General features: G+C 71.2%; 13 protein-coding genes and 1 pseudogene. 13 read left to right on the forward strand and 1 reads right to left on the reverse strand.

The annotated features are described in order from the left end of the window. From DW306_RS05965 to DW306_RS06005, 9 genes and pseudogenes are all read left to right on the forward strand, one after another. Window positions 1-193: pseudogene (locus tag DW306_RS05965) on the forward strand (3-hydroxy-3-methylglutaryl-CoA reductase); the annotation flags it as partial. Further along, a complete protein-coding gene (locus tag DW306_RS05970) occupies window positions 190-1,197 on the forward strand; it encodes a hydroxymethylglutaryl-CoA lyase (RefSeq protein ID WP_136054701.1) in 1,008 nt (335 codons plus the stop codon). The pseudogene DW306_RS05965 and the gene DW306_RS05970, both read left to right, overlap by 4 nt. Further along, on the forward strand, window positions 1,194-2,423 hold the full coding sequence (locus tag DW306_RS05975; protein WP_136054702.1) for a CoA transferase: 1,230 nt from the start codon (window positions 1,194-1,196) through the stop codon (window positions 2,421-2,423). Before DW306_RS05970 ends, DW306_RS05975 begins: the two co-directional genes overlap by 4 nt. Then, complete coding sequence (locus DW306_RS05980) at window positions 2,420-3,247, forward strand: MaoC family dehydratase N-terminal domain-containing protein (protein ID WP_136054703.1); 828 nt, start codon at window positions 2,420-2,422, stop codon at window positions 3,245-3,247. Before DW306_RS05975 ends, DW306_RS05980 begins: the two co-directional genes overlap by 4 nt. Further along, window positions 3,244-3,882 carry an FMN-binding negative transcriptional regulator gene (locus DW306_RS05985; protein WP_136054704.1) on the forward strand — a complete coding sequence of 213 codons (639 nt, stop codon included), beginning with the start codon at window positions 3,244-3,246 and terminating at the stop codon, window positions 3,880-3,882. Before DW306_RS05980 ends, DW306_RS05985 begins: the two co-directional genes overlap by 4 nt. After that, on the forward strand, window positions 3,879-4,907 hold the full coding sequence (locus tag DW306_RS05990) for an ornithine cyclodeaminase (protein WP_136054705.1): 1,029 nt from the start codon (window positions 3,879-3,881) through the stop codon (window positions 4,905-4,907). The genes DW306_RS05985 and DW306_RS05990 overlap by 4 nt, the downstream gene beginning before the upstream one ends. Window positions 4,908-4,931: 24 nt before the next feature. Further along, window positions 4,932-6,401: an amidohydrolase family protein gene (locus DW306_RS05995; protein ID WP_136054706.1), complete on the forward strand. Its 1,470-nt coding sequence runs from the start codon at window positions 4,932-4,934 to the stop codon at window positions 6,399-6,401. 7 nt (window positions 6,402-6,408) lie between these two features. Beyond that, complete coding sequence (locus tag DW306_RS06000; RefSeq protein WP_168429248.1) at window positions 6,409-7,983, forward strand: amidohydrolase; 1,575 nt, start codon at window positions 6,409-6,411, stop codon at window positions 7,981-7,983. A 69-nt stretch (window positions 7,984-8,052) separates the two neighbouring features. Beyond that, a complete protein-coding gene (locus tag DW306_RS06005) occupies window positions 8,053-9,192 on the forward strand; it encodes a CoA transferase (protein ID WP_136054708.1) in 1,140 nt (379 codons plus the stop codon). Window positions 9,193-9,201: 9 nt separating this feature from the next. On the opposite strand, the gene DW306_RS06010 is transcribed toward DW306_RS06005, so the two are convergent. Then, window positions 9,202-10,680, reverse strand: coding sequence for a PucR family transcriptional regulator (locus DW306_RS06010; RefSeq protein WP_168429249.1), 1,479 nt, complete (start codon window positions 10,678-10,680; stop codon window positions 9,202-9,204). Between the two features lie 73 nt (window positions 10,681-10,753). Between DW306_RS06010 and DW306_RS06015 the strand changes: the two genes are divergently transcribed. From DW306_RS06015 to DW306_RS06030, 4 genes are all read left to right on the forward strand, one after another. After that, window positions 10,754-11,857 (forward strand): DUF917 domain-containing protein, encoded by a 1,104-nt coding sequence (locus DW306_RS06015; RefSeq protein ID WP_136054710.1) that lies wholly within the window; start codon window positions 10,754-10,756, stop codon window positions 11,855-11,857. Beyond that, window positions 11,854-13,428 carry a hydantoinase/oxoprolinase family protein gene (locus tag DW306_RS06020; protein ID WP_136054711.1) on the forward strand — a complete coding sequence of 525 codons (1,575 nt, stop codon included), beginning with the start codon at window positions 11,854-11,856 and terminating at the stop codon, window positions 13,426-13,428. Before DW306_RS06015 ends, DW306_RS06020 begins: the two co-directional genes overlap by 4 nt. An 86-nt stretch (window positions 13,429-13,514) precedes the next feature. Continuing rightward, entirely contained in the window at window positions 13,515-15,098 is a 1,584-nt protein-coding gene (locus DW306_RS06025; RefSeq protein ID WP_136054712.1) for an ABC transporter substrate-binding protein, read from the forward strand. Between the two features lie 4 nt (window positions 15,099-15,102). Then, window positions 15,103-16,146 (forward strand): ABC transporter permease, encoded by a 1,044-nt coding sequence (locus DW306_RS06030; protein ID WP_136054713.1) that lies wholly within the window; start codon window positions 15,103-15,105, stop codon window positions 16,144-16,146. Window positions 16,147-16,150: the final 4 nt, after the last annotated feature.

Genomic DNA, 16,150 nt, shown 5'->3' on the forward strand with positions numbered 1-16,150 from the left:
CCGCGCGCTCGCCGCGGAGGGCATCCAGCGCGGGCACATGACCCTGCACGCCCGCACCATCGCCGCGAGCGCCGGCGCCGAGGTCGGTGAGATCGGCGCGGTCGCCGCGCGCATCGTCGCGGAGCGCCGCATCCGCGTGGAGTACGCGAAGGAAGTGCTCGCCGAGCTGCGGGCCGGCGGAGCGGGCGCATGAGCTCTCCCGCACCCCGGGTGATCCGCCAGGACGGTCTGCCGACGCGGGTGACCGTGTTCGAGGTGGGCCCGCGCGACGGCCTGCAGGCCGAGACCGACATCATCCCCGCCGACATCAAGGCGCAGCTCTGCCGCCGGCTGTACGCCGCGGGCAGCCGCGACGTCGAGGTGACGAGCTTCGTGCCCCCGAACTGGATCCCGCAGCTCGCCGACGCCGAGGAGGTCGTCGCCGGCCTCGAGGTACCGGAGGGCGCCCGCGCCGTGGGACTCGTGCCGAACCTCCGCGGCCTGCAGCGCGCGATCGATGCCGGCATCCGCGAGGTGTCGGTCGTCGTCAGCGCCACCGAGTCGTTCGCGCAGGCGAATCTCAACACCACGCGGGCGGGGGCGATCGACCGCGCCGTCGAGGTCATCGCCGCAGCCACCGCGCAGGGCATCCCGGTGCGCGGCTACGTCTCGATGGCGTTCGGCGACCCGTGGGAAGGTGCCGTCGACGCGGATGCCGTGATCGAGGCGGCTTCCGCCCTCCACCAGGCCGGCAGCCGCACCATCGCCCTCAGCGACACGATCGGCGTCGCGACGCCGGGGCACACCGTGGGGATCATCGAGGAGACCCTCGCCGTCGGCATCCCGGTCTCGGACATCGCCCTGCACCTGCACGACACCTACGGACAGTCGCTCGCGAACGTGCACGCCGCGCTGCAGCTGGGCGTCGCCGAGTTCGACGCGTCGGTCGGCGGACTCGGCCGCTGCCCGTACGCGAAGGGTGCGACCGGTAACCTCGCCACAGAGGACCTCGTGTGGATGCTGCACGGACTCGGCATCGAGACCGGACTCGATCTCGGCGCCCTGGCCGCGACCACGCTCTGGCTCTCGCGCATCCGCAATGTGCGTCCCGCATCGAACGTCGCCCGCGCCTTCGCCGCCGCCGGGATCGACAGCATCGGCACCGACGCCGCCGAATCCGTCGCCCCTCAACCCGCCCAGGAGGTCACGCCCGCATGATCGACACCACGCTCCCCGCTCCCGGCGCGCTCGCCGGGGTCACCGTGATCGATCTGTCGCGCGTGCTCGCCGGACCCTACGCCGCGCAGATGCTCGCCGACCTCGGAGCCACCGTGATCAAGGTCGAGAACCCGCGGGATCCGGACGTGTCGCGCGGTTTCCCGCCGTATCTGACCGACGGCGACGAGGAGTTCAGCGCCTACTACGCCCAGTACAACCGAGGAAAGCTCGGGATGGGCCTCGACCTCGCCACCCCCGAGGGCAAGGAGGTGCTGAAAGACCTGGTCCGGAACGCCGACGTGCTGGTCGAGAACTTCCGCCCCGGCACGATGGAGAAGCTCGGCGTCGGCTACGAGGTGCTCCGCGAGGTCAACCCGCGCCTCGTCTACACCGCCATCTCGGGCTACGGCCGCACCGGGTCGCGCAGCAAGCGGCCCGCGTTCGACAACACCGCGCAGGCGGCGGGCGGCATCTGGTCGATGAACGGCTACGCCGAGCATCCGCCGGTCCGCGTCGGCGTCACGATCGGCGACCTCTCGGCCACGCTGTTCGCGGTCGTCGGCACGCTCGCCGCCCTCCGGCACGCCGAGGCGACGGGCGAGGGCCAGGTGGTCGACGTCGCGCAGGTCGACAGCATCGTCGCGCTGACCGAGACCGCCGTCGTCGACTACACGGTCAACGGCACGGTGGCGACGCCGCAGGGCAACGCGCACGCCTGGGTGCGTCCGTACGAGCTGTTCGACTGCGCTGACGGGCAGGTGTTCTTCGGGGCGTACACCGACAAGCTCTGGAACGCGAGCTGCGACCTGTTCGGCACGCCCGAGCACAAGGGCGACCCCGAGATCGACACCATGCGCAAGCGGTTCGAGGAGGACGTGTACGAGCGCCGGGTCAAGCCGATCGTGGCGGGCTGGCTCGCGTCGCGCACCAAGAAGGAGCTCGAGGATCTCGCCGGCGACGTCGTGCCGCTCACCGCGGTGAAGACGATCGGCGAGGTGGTCGAAGACCCGGGAACCGCCGAGCGCGACATGATCGTCGAGGCCGACTACGGCGACCTGGGCGTGCTGCGCATGTTCGGGCAGCCGATCAAGCTGTCGGCGACGCCCGCGACCCCGGCCCGCACGGCCAACCGCTTCGCCGAGCACGCCGATCAGGTGCTCGCGCAGTTCGCCGGCTACGACGCCGCCCGCATCGCCGAGCTGCGTGCCGCGGGGGCACTCCCGTGAGCGAGCTGCGCACCGAGCGGATCGCGGCATCCACCGTCGAGGCGTACCGCGGCACCTTCGCGGCCGACGACCGGGCGCGCACCGACGGCGACGTGCTGCCGGCCGGCTGGGAGGGCGTGTTCTTCCCGTTCGACGCGGTGCTCGCCGACCTCCGTCCCGACGGGACTCCCGCCCGCGACGGCATCATCCCCGAGATCGATCTGCCGCGGCGGATGTACGCCGGTGAGACGACGGAGTTCCTGCGCCCGCTCCACGTGGGCGACGAGGTGACGCGAACGACGTCACTCGGGAGCGTCGTGGAGAAGAACGGCTCCCGCGGGCGCCTGGTCTTCGTCGATGTCGAGCGCGAGTACGCGACCGGCGGCGAGCCCGCGGTGCGGAGCGTGTGGCACGACGTCTTCCTGGAGGCGGCCGATCCGGATGCTCCGGCGCGCGCACCCCGGCCCGATCCGGCCGTCGTCGCCGAGGCCGACTGGCAAGAGGAGCTCACCCTCGACGCCCGGCAGCTGTTCCGGTTCTCGGCGCTGACCTTCAACACGCACCTCATCCACTACGACCGTGCCTGGGCGCGCGAGGTGGAGGGGCTGCCCGACCTTCTCGTGCACGGCCCGCTCACCCGCATCCTGCTGATGGATGCCGCGCGGCGGAACGCCCCGGACCGCGTGCCCGCGCGCCTCGACGTGCGGGCGACCGCCCCGGTGCTCGTCGACCGGCCTCTGCGGATCGTGGGTCGCACGGCCGGCGAGACGACGCGGGTGACCGCCGTCGATCCGGATGACGTCGTGCTCGCGACCGCCGACATCGACTGGCAGAGGACCTCATGAGGCACACCCCCGACTACGCGCTCGACGACGTCGAGGCGGTCCGTGCCCTCGTGCGCGACAACCCGTGGGCGACGATCGTGACCCATGTGCCCGGCGAAGGCCTCGTGGCCTCGCACTATCCGATGCTGCTCGAGGAGGATGCCGACGGCATCGCGCTCGTGAGTCATGTCGGTCGGCCCGACGAGCGGATGCACCGGCTCGGCGAGCACGAGGTGATGGTGATCGTCTACGGACCGCAGGGCTACGTCTCGCCGGGCTGGTACGACGTGTCGCCGGCCGTGCCGACCTGGGACTTCGCGGTCGCGCACCTGCACGGCACCCCCGAGATCCTCTCCGACGAGGAGAACCTGCAGGTGCTGGACCGCCTCGTCGCGTGGTTCGAGAGCCCGCTGCCCGAGCCGTTCCTGATGCACCGCACGCTCGAGAACACCGCGTACGCCGAGCGGATCGTGCACGGCACGGTCGGCTTCCGCCTGCGCGTCGAGCGGTTCGAGGCGAAGGACAAGATGAGCCAGGACAAGCCGGCCGAGGTGATCGCCAAGATCGTCGACGCTCTGCGGCGCCCCGGCCCCTACGAGAACCCGAAGCTCGCCGATCGCATCGCGAGCACCAATGGACAGGAGGTGACGGCATGACCGCATTCGTGGGAGTCGCCGACATGGTGGAGTGGATCTCGCGTCGCGGCGCGGAGACGATCATGACCGAGATGGCCGACACGATCGAGGAGGACTTCCGCCGCTGGGAGTCGTTCGACAAGAGCGAGCGCGTCGCGAACCACACACCGTTCGGCGTGATCGAGCTGATGCCGATCAGCGACCCCGACATCTACGCGTTCAAGTACGTCAACGGTCACCCGTTCAACCCGGGCCGCGGCTATCAGACGGTGACGGCGTTCGGCGTGCTCGCCGACGTGCACAACGGCTACCCGGTGTTCCTCGCCGAGATGACGCTGCTCACGGCGCTGCGCACCGCGGCGACCTCGGCCATGGTCGCCCGCAGGCTCGCCCGACCGGACTCCACCACGATGGCGATGATCGGTGCCGGCAGCCAGGCCGAGTTCCAGGCGCTGGCCTTCCGCGGCGTGCTCGGCATCTCACGGCTGCGCATCTACGACGTCGACCCGGCGGCATCCGAGAAGTTCGTCCGCAACCTCGGCTCGCGCGGCTTCGACATCACGGTCTGCGGGTCTGCGGCCGAGGCGGCATCCGGTGCCGACATCGTCACGACCTGCACGGCCGACAAGGCGGTGGCGCAGGTGCTGAAGGATGCCGACGTCACGCCCGGCATGCACGTCAACACGATCGGCGGCGACTGCCCGGGCAAGACCGAGCTCGACCCGCGCATCCTCGCGCGCGGTCCGGTGTTCGTCGAATACACGCCGCAGACCCGTGTCGAGGGCGAGATCCAGAACGTGGCCCCCGACTTCCCGGTGACCGAGTTCTGGCAGGTGCTCGCCGGACTCGCGCCCGGGCGCACCTCGACCGATCAGGTGACGATCTTCGACTCGGTCGGCTTCGCCATCGAGGACTTCTCGGCCCTGCGGCACCTCCGGGCGGACCTCGCCGGCAGCGGGCTCGACACCGAGATCGACCTCGTCGCGGCGCCCGAGGACCCGAAGGACCTGTTCGGGTTCGCCCACGCGCCCGTCCCCGCACTCTGAGACGCGCTTCCTGATCGGAGCATCATGACCGAGACCGTGACCCTGACCGGAGCGCGCCCGTTCGACGGCGGCGAGCCCGTCGATCTGGTTCTGCGCGACGGCGTCATCGCGTCGATCGCCCCGGCGGGTGCTGTCGCGCCCGAAGGTGAGGTCGTCGCCGTCGACGGGCGCTGGGTGGGGCCGGGGTTCTGGGACGCGCACGTGCATTTCACGCAGCACGTCATCCGCCGTCGCCGGGTCGACCTGACCGAGACGCGCAGCGCCGCCGACGTGCTCGACATCGTGCGCCGAGCGCGGGCGGCGAACGCGCCGCTGAGCGACGGGATGCTGATGGGCTACGGGTTCCGCGACGGGCTCTGGCCGGTGCCTGCCTCGCTGGACGCCCTCGACGCGGTGGTGTCCGATGTGCCGGTCGTGCTGGTGAGCGGCGACCTGCACTGCGGGTGGATGAACCGCGCGGCCGCGCGTCGTTTCGGTCTCGCGCTCGATGAGACCGGGCTGCTGCGCGAGGGGCCGTGGATCCAGCTGCTGCACTCGTTCGACGAGGCATCCGCACTCCCGACCGATGCGTACCACGAGGCGGCCGATGCCGCGGCGGCACGGGGTGTCGTCGGCATCGTCGAGTACGAGAACACAGACAACGTGACGGAGTGGGCGGAGCGGACCGCCGGAGGGCTGACGAGTCTACGTGCGGACATCTCGGTGTGGCCGGATCGGCTGGAGTCGGTCATCGCCTCCGGTCGTCGCACCGGTGACGTGGTCGACGAGCAGGGGCTCATCACCTTCGGCCGTCTCAAGGTCGTGGTCGACGGGTCGCTGAACACCCGTACCGCGTGGTGCTGGGACCCGTATCCGGGCATGGATGCGGAGCACCCGCACGCGTGCGGCATGGAGAGCGTGCCGATCCCGGAACTGCGGCGCCTGCTGGAGAGCGCGCGCGGTGCCGGGATAGAGGCCGCCGTCCACGCGATCGGCGACCGTGCGAACACCGAGGTGCTCGACACGTTCGAGGCGCTCGGGATGAAGGGCGTCATCGAGCACGCGCAGCTCGTGCGCGACGAGGACTTCGCGCGCTTCGCCGCACTGGGGCTGATCGCGAGCGTGCAGCCCGAGCATGCGATGGACGACCGCGATGTCGCCGATCGGCACTGGGCCGGCCGCACCGGTCGTGCCTTCGCGTTCGGATCGCTGCACCGCTCGGGTGCGGCGCTGCGCCTCGGGTCGGATGCCCCGGTCGCTCCGCTCGACCCCTGGGTCTCGCTGAGCGCCGCGACCGCCCGCAGCCGCGGAGACCGTGAGGCCTGGCATCCGGAGCAGCGTCTGCCGCTGGACGTGGCGCTCGCGGCATCCGTCCGCACCTCGCTGGCCGTCGGGCAGGCGGCCGACCTCGTGCTCACCGACCGCGACCCGTACGCGAGCGACCGCGATGAACTGCGCACGATGCCCGTCGCAGCCACCCTGCTGGGCGGACGATTCACCTGGCGAACGATCTGAGGACGGCATGACGACCTTCACCAACGGCCGGGTGTTCACCGGCGAGTCAGAGACGGCGTTCGCCTCGGCGTTCCGGATCGCCGACGGGCGCATCGACTGGGTCGGGGACGCGGCGGAGGTCACCGATCCGGATGCCGTCGACCTGGGCGGACGCACCGTGCTGCCCGGACTCCTCGACAGCCACACGCATCCCGCGCTCCTGGCAGGGACCGCCGCGGCGGCCGAGTGCTTCCCGCCCGCGGTGATGTCGCCCGACGACCTCGTCGCCGTGCTGGAGCGGCATGCAGCCGGACTCGCCCCGAGCGCATGGGTGCTCGGCCGCGGATTCGACGACACGAAGTTCCCCGACGGGCGGATGCCGACGGCCGCCGACCTCGATCGCGTGAGCACCGAGCGCCCGGTGCTGGTGTGGCGCTGCGACGCCCATTCCGCCGTGTGCAACACGAAGGCTCTCGAGGTGGCCGGCATCACCGCCGACACGTCCGACCCGGAAGGAGCCCGCTTCGAGCGCGGCATCGACGGGAAGCCGAACGGCGTGCTGACCGAGATCGCCGCAGTCGACGCGGTGACTCGCTTCATCCCGGCGCCCACCCGTGATGATCAGCTCGCGGCGATCCTCTCGATCGGTGAAGAGCTCGCGTCGCGCGGCATCGTCGCGGTCTGCGACCTGCTGTCGTCGCGCATCGACCAGCCGTTGGCGACCTTCCGCGCGGCGGTCGAGCGCGGGCTCCGCACCCAGGTCGCGCTGTACCCGGGGTGGGATCCGGCGGCGCCGCTCGACGACCTGTCTCCGGGCGACCGCGAGGGCCAGATCCGGGTCGCCGGCGTCAAGGTCGTGCTCGACGGCGCCTACTCGAACCGCACCGCCTGGGTGCACCAGGCCTATCCCGACTCGTGCGACCACGGGCTGCGGCTGGTCGACGACGCCGACGTGCTCGCCGCGGGCGACTGGGCGCGGCGCAACGGCGTGCAGCTCGCCGTGCACGCCATGGGCGACCGGGCGCTCGATCGGGTCGTGGAGCTCTTCGAAGACGCGGAGCCCTGGCTCGACGGCATCCCCTCGGTGCGCATCGAGCACGCCACGATCGTGAGCGACGCGTACCTCGACAGGCTCACCTCGGCACGCATGTCGTTCGGCATCGCGACGCACACGGTGTTCTTCTTCGCCGAGTACGACGGCTACGAGAAGGCGCTGCGCGTCGAGCAGGTGCCCGACGCGTACCCGATCGCCCGGCTGTACGCGGGCCTCGGTCCGCTCGCCCTCTCGTCGGATCGGCCGGCGACGGCGTGGAGCGGGGCCGATGACGTGATGCTGTCGGTCGAAGCCGCCGTGCGCCGCCGCACCTACAACGGCATCGAGTTCGGCGCCGATGCCGCGATCACGGTCGCCCAGGCCCTGCTGCTCTACACCTCGCGCGCGGCATCGCTCTCGCCGCTGACCGGTGTCGGCACGCTCGCGCCGGGGTACGACGGCAGCTTCGCCGTGCTCGACCGTGACGTGTTCACGGTGCCCGACGACGAGATCGCCGCCGTGCGGGTCGCCGAGACCTGGGTGCGAGGCGAGCGGGTGTTCGTGCGGTGACCCTTACAAGCTTCAGATGACTTCATTGGTTCTGGATAAAACCGAGATGAACACGCACCGGAGCACCGCATGACCTCGGACGGCGCGTTCCTGCCGCTCGCCGGCATCCGGGTCATCGACTTCACGCGGCTGCTCGCGGGCCCCTACGCGACGATGACCCTCGCCGAGCTGGGCGCCGAGGTGATCAAGGTCGAGCAGCCGGGCATCGGCGACGAGACCCGGCACTGGGGTCCGCCGTTCGTGCACGGCGCGAGCGCCTACTTCCATGCGATCAACCGGGGCAAGCGCAGCATCGCGCTCGACCTGACGGATGCCGCGGACCGCGCCGTCGCGCTCCGGCTCATCGAGTCGGCCGATGTGCTGGTGGAGAGCTTCCGGCCGGGTGTGGCCGAGCGCCTGGGAATCGGCCCGGCGGTGATGCGTGAACGGTTCCCACGGCTCGTCTACGCCTCGATCAGCGGCTTCTCCCCGAACGGTCCGCTGGCCGCCGAACCCGGCACGGCGGTCACCGTCGAGGCCGAGTCGGGGCTCATGCACGTCACCGGGTACGAGGGCGCCGACCCCGTGCGCTCGGGGGTGGCGATGGTCGACATCGCGACCGGCATGTCGATGATCAACGGGGTGCTCGCGGCACTCCTCGAGCGCACCCGCACCGGCATCGGTCGGCGCCTGGAGTTCTCGCTGTTCGCCACGGCGCTGAGCTCGCTCGGCACGGTCATCGCCGCGACCTCGGCGGGAGGCCCGCCGTCGAAGCCCTGGGGAAGCTCGCATCCGTCGATCGTGCCGTACCGGGCGTTCGCGGCGGCCGACGGGAGCGTCGTGCTCGGCGCGACGAACGACGCGATGTTCGCACGGCTCGTCGGCGCGCTGGATCTCGCAGACTCGCTCGGCGCCGCGCGGTGGACCGCGAATCAGGACAGGGTCGAGGGCCGCACCGAGCTCGAGGCCGTGCTCGCCGAGCGGGTCGCGACCCTGCCTCTCGACGACATCGAGGCGCGTCTCAAGGCGGCGCGGGTGCTCGTCGCGCGGGTGCGCAGCCCCGAAGAGGCGGCGGCCGGCGAGCAGGCCGCAGCGCTCGGCCTCATCGAGCACGACGACGGCGTCTCGATCGCCCGGTCGGCGCTCGGCACGAACGGCACCGCGCACCTGGCGCGGGCGCCGCAGCTCGATGCCGACGGTGCCGCGCTGCGCGCCGAGGCCGGTGAGTGAGGCTCGACGCTACCCCGCCCCCAAGAGCCGCACCCGGCAGGCCAGCTCGACCGCGAAGCGCACATCGGGGTCGTCGAGGTCGATGTCGAGCTGCTCGCGGATGCGGCGCATGCGGTAGCCGACGCCGTTCGGGTGCAGCATCAGCTCCTTGCCGGCGTGCACGAGCGACCGGCCGTGCGCGAGGTACACGAGCAGCGTGCGCACCGCGCCGAGCGCGCGCTCGGGACCGAGGTCGTCGAGGGGGCGCAGCACATCGTGCAGCAGGTCGCGGCTGATCGGCGACGCGTACACGTCGAGCAGCACGCGTCGCAGCCCCGTCACGTCGGTGAGCTCGACCCCGCCCAGACGCCCGGCGGCGATCGCGGACTCCGCGGCGATCCGCGCCTCGGCGGCCGACTGCCGCAGTCCGAGCGCGCCGAGCTTGGGCGTGCCCAGCCCCAGCGTGTACGCCCACTCGGCGCCGGCCAGCTCTCGGGCCTGGTGCTGGATCAGCCGCGCGACCTCGCGCACCCGGCGCTGGTGGTCGCCGGCGCCGTGCTCCTCGGTGCAGACCAGCATCAGATCGTCCTGCAGGAACGCGGCGTGCCACATCTCATCGCGCGACTCCACGAGCTGCAGCACGAACAGCTCGAGGGCGGGCTGCACGCTGCGGGGTGCCCGCGCCTCGGCATCCGCCGTGTGGGTCGGCGCGAGCCAGGCGACGACGTGCGATTGGGGGAGTGGCAGCCCGAGCCGTGCGGCCTGCCCGACGAAGCCCTCCACGCGCGACGACTCGGCGAGCACGAGCTCCACGAGCAGGTCGGCACGGGACTGGGTGGGCGCGTAGCGGTCGCGGCTCTGTCGCTGCACGACGCGCGACAGCAGCGAGGCGATCACCGGCACCGACACGGCCGTGGCGCCGTCGGTGGTCGCCGCCACCAGACGTCCCACGGGCACCTCGCCGATGCAGACGGCGTCGGATGCCGCCCACGTCACGGTCGGATCGGCGATCATCGACAGCTCGATGCCGAGCGCCCCGCTCGCGGCGGCGAGGATGCTTTCCGGAGTGCTCTCGGATGCCGCGGCGGCCTCGGTGGCTGCCGACACCGCGTGCGCCCCGCGCATCATGGCCTCGGAGGCGCCGCCCGAGATCGCGCGGTCGATGGTCTTCGCCAGGTCCGCGGCGCCGATGCCGGCGGCGGAGAACACGGGCACGCCGGCCCGGGTCGCGAGGACCGTGGCGGTCTCGGCGAGGGCGAGAGCCGTGGTGAACACGATGCCGGCGAGGCCGCGCGCACTGGCCTGCCGCAGCGCCACGTCGATCCGGTACGGCGGCGGCTGCTCCTCGCCGGGGATGATGACGAGCGTCCCCGCTGGCACGGCGTCGAGCCGATCGACCGCCGCCATGTCGACGCGCACGACGATGCGGGAGTCGACGGGACCCGCCGCGTGCAGCAGTCCGAGGCGGCTCGCGTCCCCGCGCAGGTCTTCCAGCGTGTACTGTGCCATCCGCACAGTATGCCGGGAAACACTGTCTCCTGGGAACATTGCCGGGCGTTCACCCCGACCGTAGCGTGATCACATGGCACAGACATCCCCGATCGCGCGCACCGAGCGCATCACCGAGATCACGGTCGACGACGTCGCCGCGCTCGGCATCGGCACCGCGATCTTCGGCACCGGCGGCGGCGGCGCCGTCTACACCAGCCAGATCATGGTCGAGAACGCGCTGCGCGACCACGGACCCGTGCGGCTCGTGACGGTCGACGACCTCGGACCCGACGACGTCGTCATCCTGATGTCGGGCATCGGCGCCCCCACCGTGGGCATCGAGATGCTGTCGGCCACCGGACAGATCCACGCGCTGCTCGACGAGGCGGAGCGACTGCTCGGCCGCAAGGTCACCACGCTCATGGCCGCGGAGATCGGCGGAGGCAACGGCGTGCAGCCGATCGGCTGGGCTGCCCGCCTCGGGCTCCAGGTGCTCGACGCCGACGGCATGGGCCGCGCGTTCCCCGACGCCGCGATGGTAGCCATGAACGTCGCGGGGGTGCCGTGCGAGTGGGCGGTCCAGAGCGACGTCGTCGGCAACATCTCGGTCATGAAGACCATCGACCTGCACTGGCTCGAGCGTCATGCGCGAGCGCTCACCGTCGCCAGCGGCTCGATCTGCCTCGGCGCACACTACCCGATGACGGCCGAGACCGTGCGCGGCGCCGTGATCGAAGGCACGGTGAGCGCCTCCATCCGCGTCGGCCACGCTCTGATGTCGTCGTCCGACCCGGTCGCCGCCGTGGCCGCGGAGCTCGATGCCCGCGTGCTGATGACCGGCAAGATCACGGATCTCGACCGCCGCACCGCCGGAGGCTTCGTGCGCGGCTCGGTCACGATCTCGGGCACCGGCGCCGACCGCGGACGCCTGCAGCGTCTCGAGCTGCAGAACGAGAACCTCCTGGTGCTCGAAGACGGGGCGGTGCTCGCCAGCGTGCCCGACCTCATCACCATCATCGACGCCGAGACCGGACACGCGATCACCACCGAGATGCTGCGCTTCGGGCAGCGGGTGTCGGTGCTCGCCTGGGCCTGCGACCCGATCTGGCGCACACCGCGCGGGTTGGAGCTCGCCGGACCCGCGGCCTTCGGCTACGACCTCCCGTACGTCCCCTTCGAAGGAGCAACCCGATGACCGCGCGCGACCTGGCGATCGGCGTCGACGTCGGCGGCACCAACACCGACGCCGTGGTGCTCGACGGCGACGGCCGAGTGCTGGCCTGGACCAAGCGGGCTACGACCGACGACATCACCGGCGGCATCCGCGCGGGCATCAGCGACGTGCTCGCCGCGATCGGCGACGACCGCTCCCGGGTCTCGCGCGTCATGCTCGGCACCACCCACGCGACGAACGCGATCGTGCAGCGCCGTCAGCTGGACCGGGTCGCGATGATCCGGCTCGGAGCCCCCGCCGCCACCGAGTACCCTCCGCTCACGGGCTGGCCGGACGACCTGGTGCGCATGGTGCTCGCCGGATCCGCGATGCTCGGCGGCGGACACATGGTCGACGGCACGCCGATCTCGCCGCTCGATCGCGACGGCATCCTGCGCTTCGTCGACGGACTCGACGACTTCGACGCGATCGCCGTCGCCGGGATCTTCAGCCCCTCCTCGCCCGAGCAGGAGCTCGAGGTCGCCGAACTGCTCCGCGGTCATCTGGGTCAGGACACCCGGGTCTTCCTCAGCCAGGACATCGGCCCGACCGGGCTGCTGGAGCGCGAGAACGCCACGCTGCTCAACGCCGCGCTCTACAGCGTCGCGCGCTCGGTCACCGAGGCGCTGGTCACCGTCGTTGCCGAGGAGGGACTCGACGCCGCCACCTTCTTCGCGCAGAACGACGGCACGCTCATGTCGCTCGACTACGCGGCGCAGTACCCAGTGCTCACGATCGGCTCCGGACCGGCGAACTCCATCCGCGGCGCCGCCTACCTGTCGGGCCATGATGATGCGATCGTCATCGACGTCGGCGGCACGACCTCCGATCTCGGGGTCGTCGTCGGCGGCTTCCCGCGCGAATCCACGCTGCCCCGCGAGATCGGCGGGGTGCGCACGAACTTCCGGATGCCGGACATCCTCAGCGTCGGCATCGGCGGCGGCACGGTCGTCGACGTCGCCTCCGGGCGGGTCGGGCCGGACTCCGTCGGCTACCGCATCGATCCGGAGGGGCTGCTGTTCGGCGGCTCGACCCCGACGCTGACGGATGCCGCGGCGCTCGCCGGGAGCCCGGTGTCTGGTCGTTCGCTCCCGCCGCTCTCATCGACCGTGTCCCAGGCGCTGGAAGCCGCGCTCGCCGTGGTGGCGGACCGGCTGGAGGAGGCCGTGGAGCGCCTCTCGCTCGGACGCCTCGACATCCCCCTGGTCGTCGTCGGAGGCGGAGGCTTCCTCGTGCCCGACCATCTCGCGAGCGCGGGTCGCATCCTGCGCCCGGACCACGGCGGCGTCGCCAACGCTGTCGGCGCGGCGATCTCGCTCGCCGGAGGTCGCGCCGACCAGATGGCCCCGATGGGGGATCGGGATACCGCGATCGAACAGGCATCCGAGGCCGCTGTCGCGAAAGCCATCCAGGCCGGAGCCGACCCGCTGCAGGTGTCGGTCGTCGAGGTGCTCGAGACCCACGTGCCGTACACCGCGCAGCCCACCGTCAACGTGACGGTCAAGGCCGCAGGGCCCCTCGCCCGGCTCTCCGCCGAGGCTCCGGTCCGCTGATCCGCACCACCGCCGTACCCTGCACCACCGCCGTAGCCGCACCACCGCCGTACCACGCACTTCCCACCCGATAAGAGGAGATCGCAATGAAACGCAGTACCGCAGTACCCGTGGCCGCCGTTCTCTCTGCGCTCGCGCTGACACTGACGTCCTGCGCGGGTTCCACCGGTCCGTCCGAAGAAGGCGAGGTCGTCTCGGGCGGCACCTTCGTCACCGCCGTGGGCGACGACCCCGGCGACCTCAACCCGCTCAAGGCGGTCTCACCCGACACCTTCTCGGTGATCAGCCTCGCCTACGAATCGCTGATCGCCGTGACGCCCGAGGGCGACCTCGAGCCGTGGCTCGCGGAGAGTTGGGAGGAGACCGGCACCGAGGTCGTCTTCACGCTCAAGGACGGCATCACCTGCTCCGACGGATCCGAGTTCACCGGCCAGACCGTCGCCGACAACCTGAACTACAACGCCGATCCCGCGAACGCGACGTTCTCGTACGGCTCGGTCATCGATGAGAAGATCTCCGCGACGGCCGACGGCAACACCGTCACCGTGACGAGCACGGAGAACAACCCGTTCCTCGCGGTCAACATCGGCACCATCCAGCTGGTGTGCGACGCCGGTCTGGCCGATCCGACCACTTTGTCCGACGCGACCGACGGCACCGGCCTCTTCGCGCTGAGCGACATCAAGCCGGGCGACACCTACACGTTCACCAAGCGCGACGACTACACCTGGGGTCCCGACGACGTCACGAGCGACACCGAGGGTCTTCCCGACGCGATCGAGGCGCGCGTCATCTCCGATGAGAGCACCGCGGCCAACCTGCTGGTGTCCGGCGAGATCAACGCCGCGACCATCTCGGGTGCCGACCGTGCCCGCCTGGATGCCGCCGGCCTCACCTTCGTCGGCGTGCGCAACCCCGTCGGCGAGATCCTGTTCAACGAGAAGGAGGGGCGTCCGTTCTCCGACCCGCTCGTGCGTGAGGCGCTGTCGACCGCGATCGACCGCGACGAGGTCGGCACGGTGATCGCCGACGGCGAGGGCCTGGAGTCGATCTCCCTCGTCACCAAGAACCCGCTGCTGTGTGTCGCGGACAAGCCGGAATGGTCGTTGCCCGACACCGACCTCGACCGCTCCGCCGAGCTGCTCGACGAGGCCGGATGGCTTCTCGAGGACGACGGCCTGCGCTACAAGAACGGCAAGCCGCTCACCATCAAGTTCGTTTACAACGCCCCCACCTCGACGCACGCCGCCGCGGCGGAGCTCGTGAAGGAGACGTGGGACGGCCTCGGCGTGACCACCGAGCTCTCCGGCAACGATGCGGCCGCCTGGTCCGAGCAGCTCTACACGACGTTCGACTGGGACACGGGCTGGGTGCAGATCGCCCCGGGCGGACCCGTGCTGCTGTCGGTCTTCTTCGACGGAGCGACGCCCGACGTGGGCGGCCTGAACTTCATGTGGGTTGACAACCCCGAGTACTCCGCCCTCGTGACCGAGGCCTCCAGCGCGAGCCCGGAGGACGCCTGTGGCATCTGGCAGGATGCGGAGAAGGAGCTCATCGAGCGCTTCGACGTGTTCCCGGTGATCGACAACATCCTGCCGACGTACCAGTCGGGCGCGACGTTCGATCTGCCGAACTTCATCCAGCCCACCTCGATCCGGATGCTCGGCTGACACCATGACGACGACTCCTCCGCTCGCGACCGCCGACGTGGTCGACACGACCACGGCCGCTCTGGCGGCGCGGGCGGAGGAGCGCCGCCTGCGCCGGGGTCTCACCCCGCGCACCGCCTTCCTGCTCCGCCGGCTGGGGCGACTGATCGTCTCTCTGGCCGTCGTCATCATGGCCTCGTTCCTGCTCATGTACCTCGTGCCGGGAGACCCGGTGCGTGCGGCCCTGGGCCAGAGTGCGACACCCGAGCTCGTCGAGTCGACGCGCATCCAGCTCGGTCTCGACAAGTCGATGCCCGAGCAGTTCCTGCGCTTCATCGGCGGCCTGTTCACCGGTGATCTCGGAACATCCGTGCGTCTGCAGCGTCCCGTCGCCGACGTGATCGCCCAGCGGTTCCCGACCACGCTGCTGCTCGCAGTCCTCGCCTTCGTCATCGCCGTCGTCGGTGCACTCCCCGCCGGTATCGGCGCGGCCGTGCTCGCCCGCTCGGGTCGCCGCCGCGGGCTGTCGATGGCCGTCTCGGCTGTTCTCGGCGTCCTGATCGCGGTGCCCAGCTTCCTGCTCGCGGTCGGAATGATCTCGCTCTTCGCGGTGCGGCTCGGCTGGCTGCCCGCGGCGGGCTGGGGGGCGCCGGCGGATGCCGTGCTGCCGGTCATCGCGCTCGCGATCGGGCCCATGGCCTACCTCGTGCGCATCGTGCAGGTGGAGATGCTCGCGGTGCTCGACACCACATACATGACCACGGCGCGCGCCAAGCGCCTGCCGCGGCGCCTGATCCATCTGCGCCACGCCCTGCCGAACATCGTGACCGCGACCCTCACGGTCGGCGGCATGATCCTCGCCGGACTCACCGCGGCGACGGTGCTCATCGAAGCCGTGTTCGCCATCCCCGGCCTCGGCTCGATCATGGTCTCCTCGGTCGGCGCCAAGGACTATCCGATGGTTCAGGGCGTCGTCATCGTCTACGCCCTCATCGTGCTGGGCGTCAACCTCGTGGTGGACGTCATCCTCGCCACCATCGATCCGCGCTCGTCGATCACGGAGGGCTGATCCC

The organism is Microbacterium sp. K24 (assembly GCF_004794465.1).
Taxonomy (GTDB): domain Bacteria; phylum Actinomycetota; class Actinomycetes; order Actinomycetales; family Microbacteriaceae; genus Microbacterium.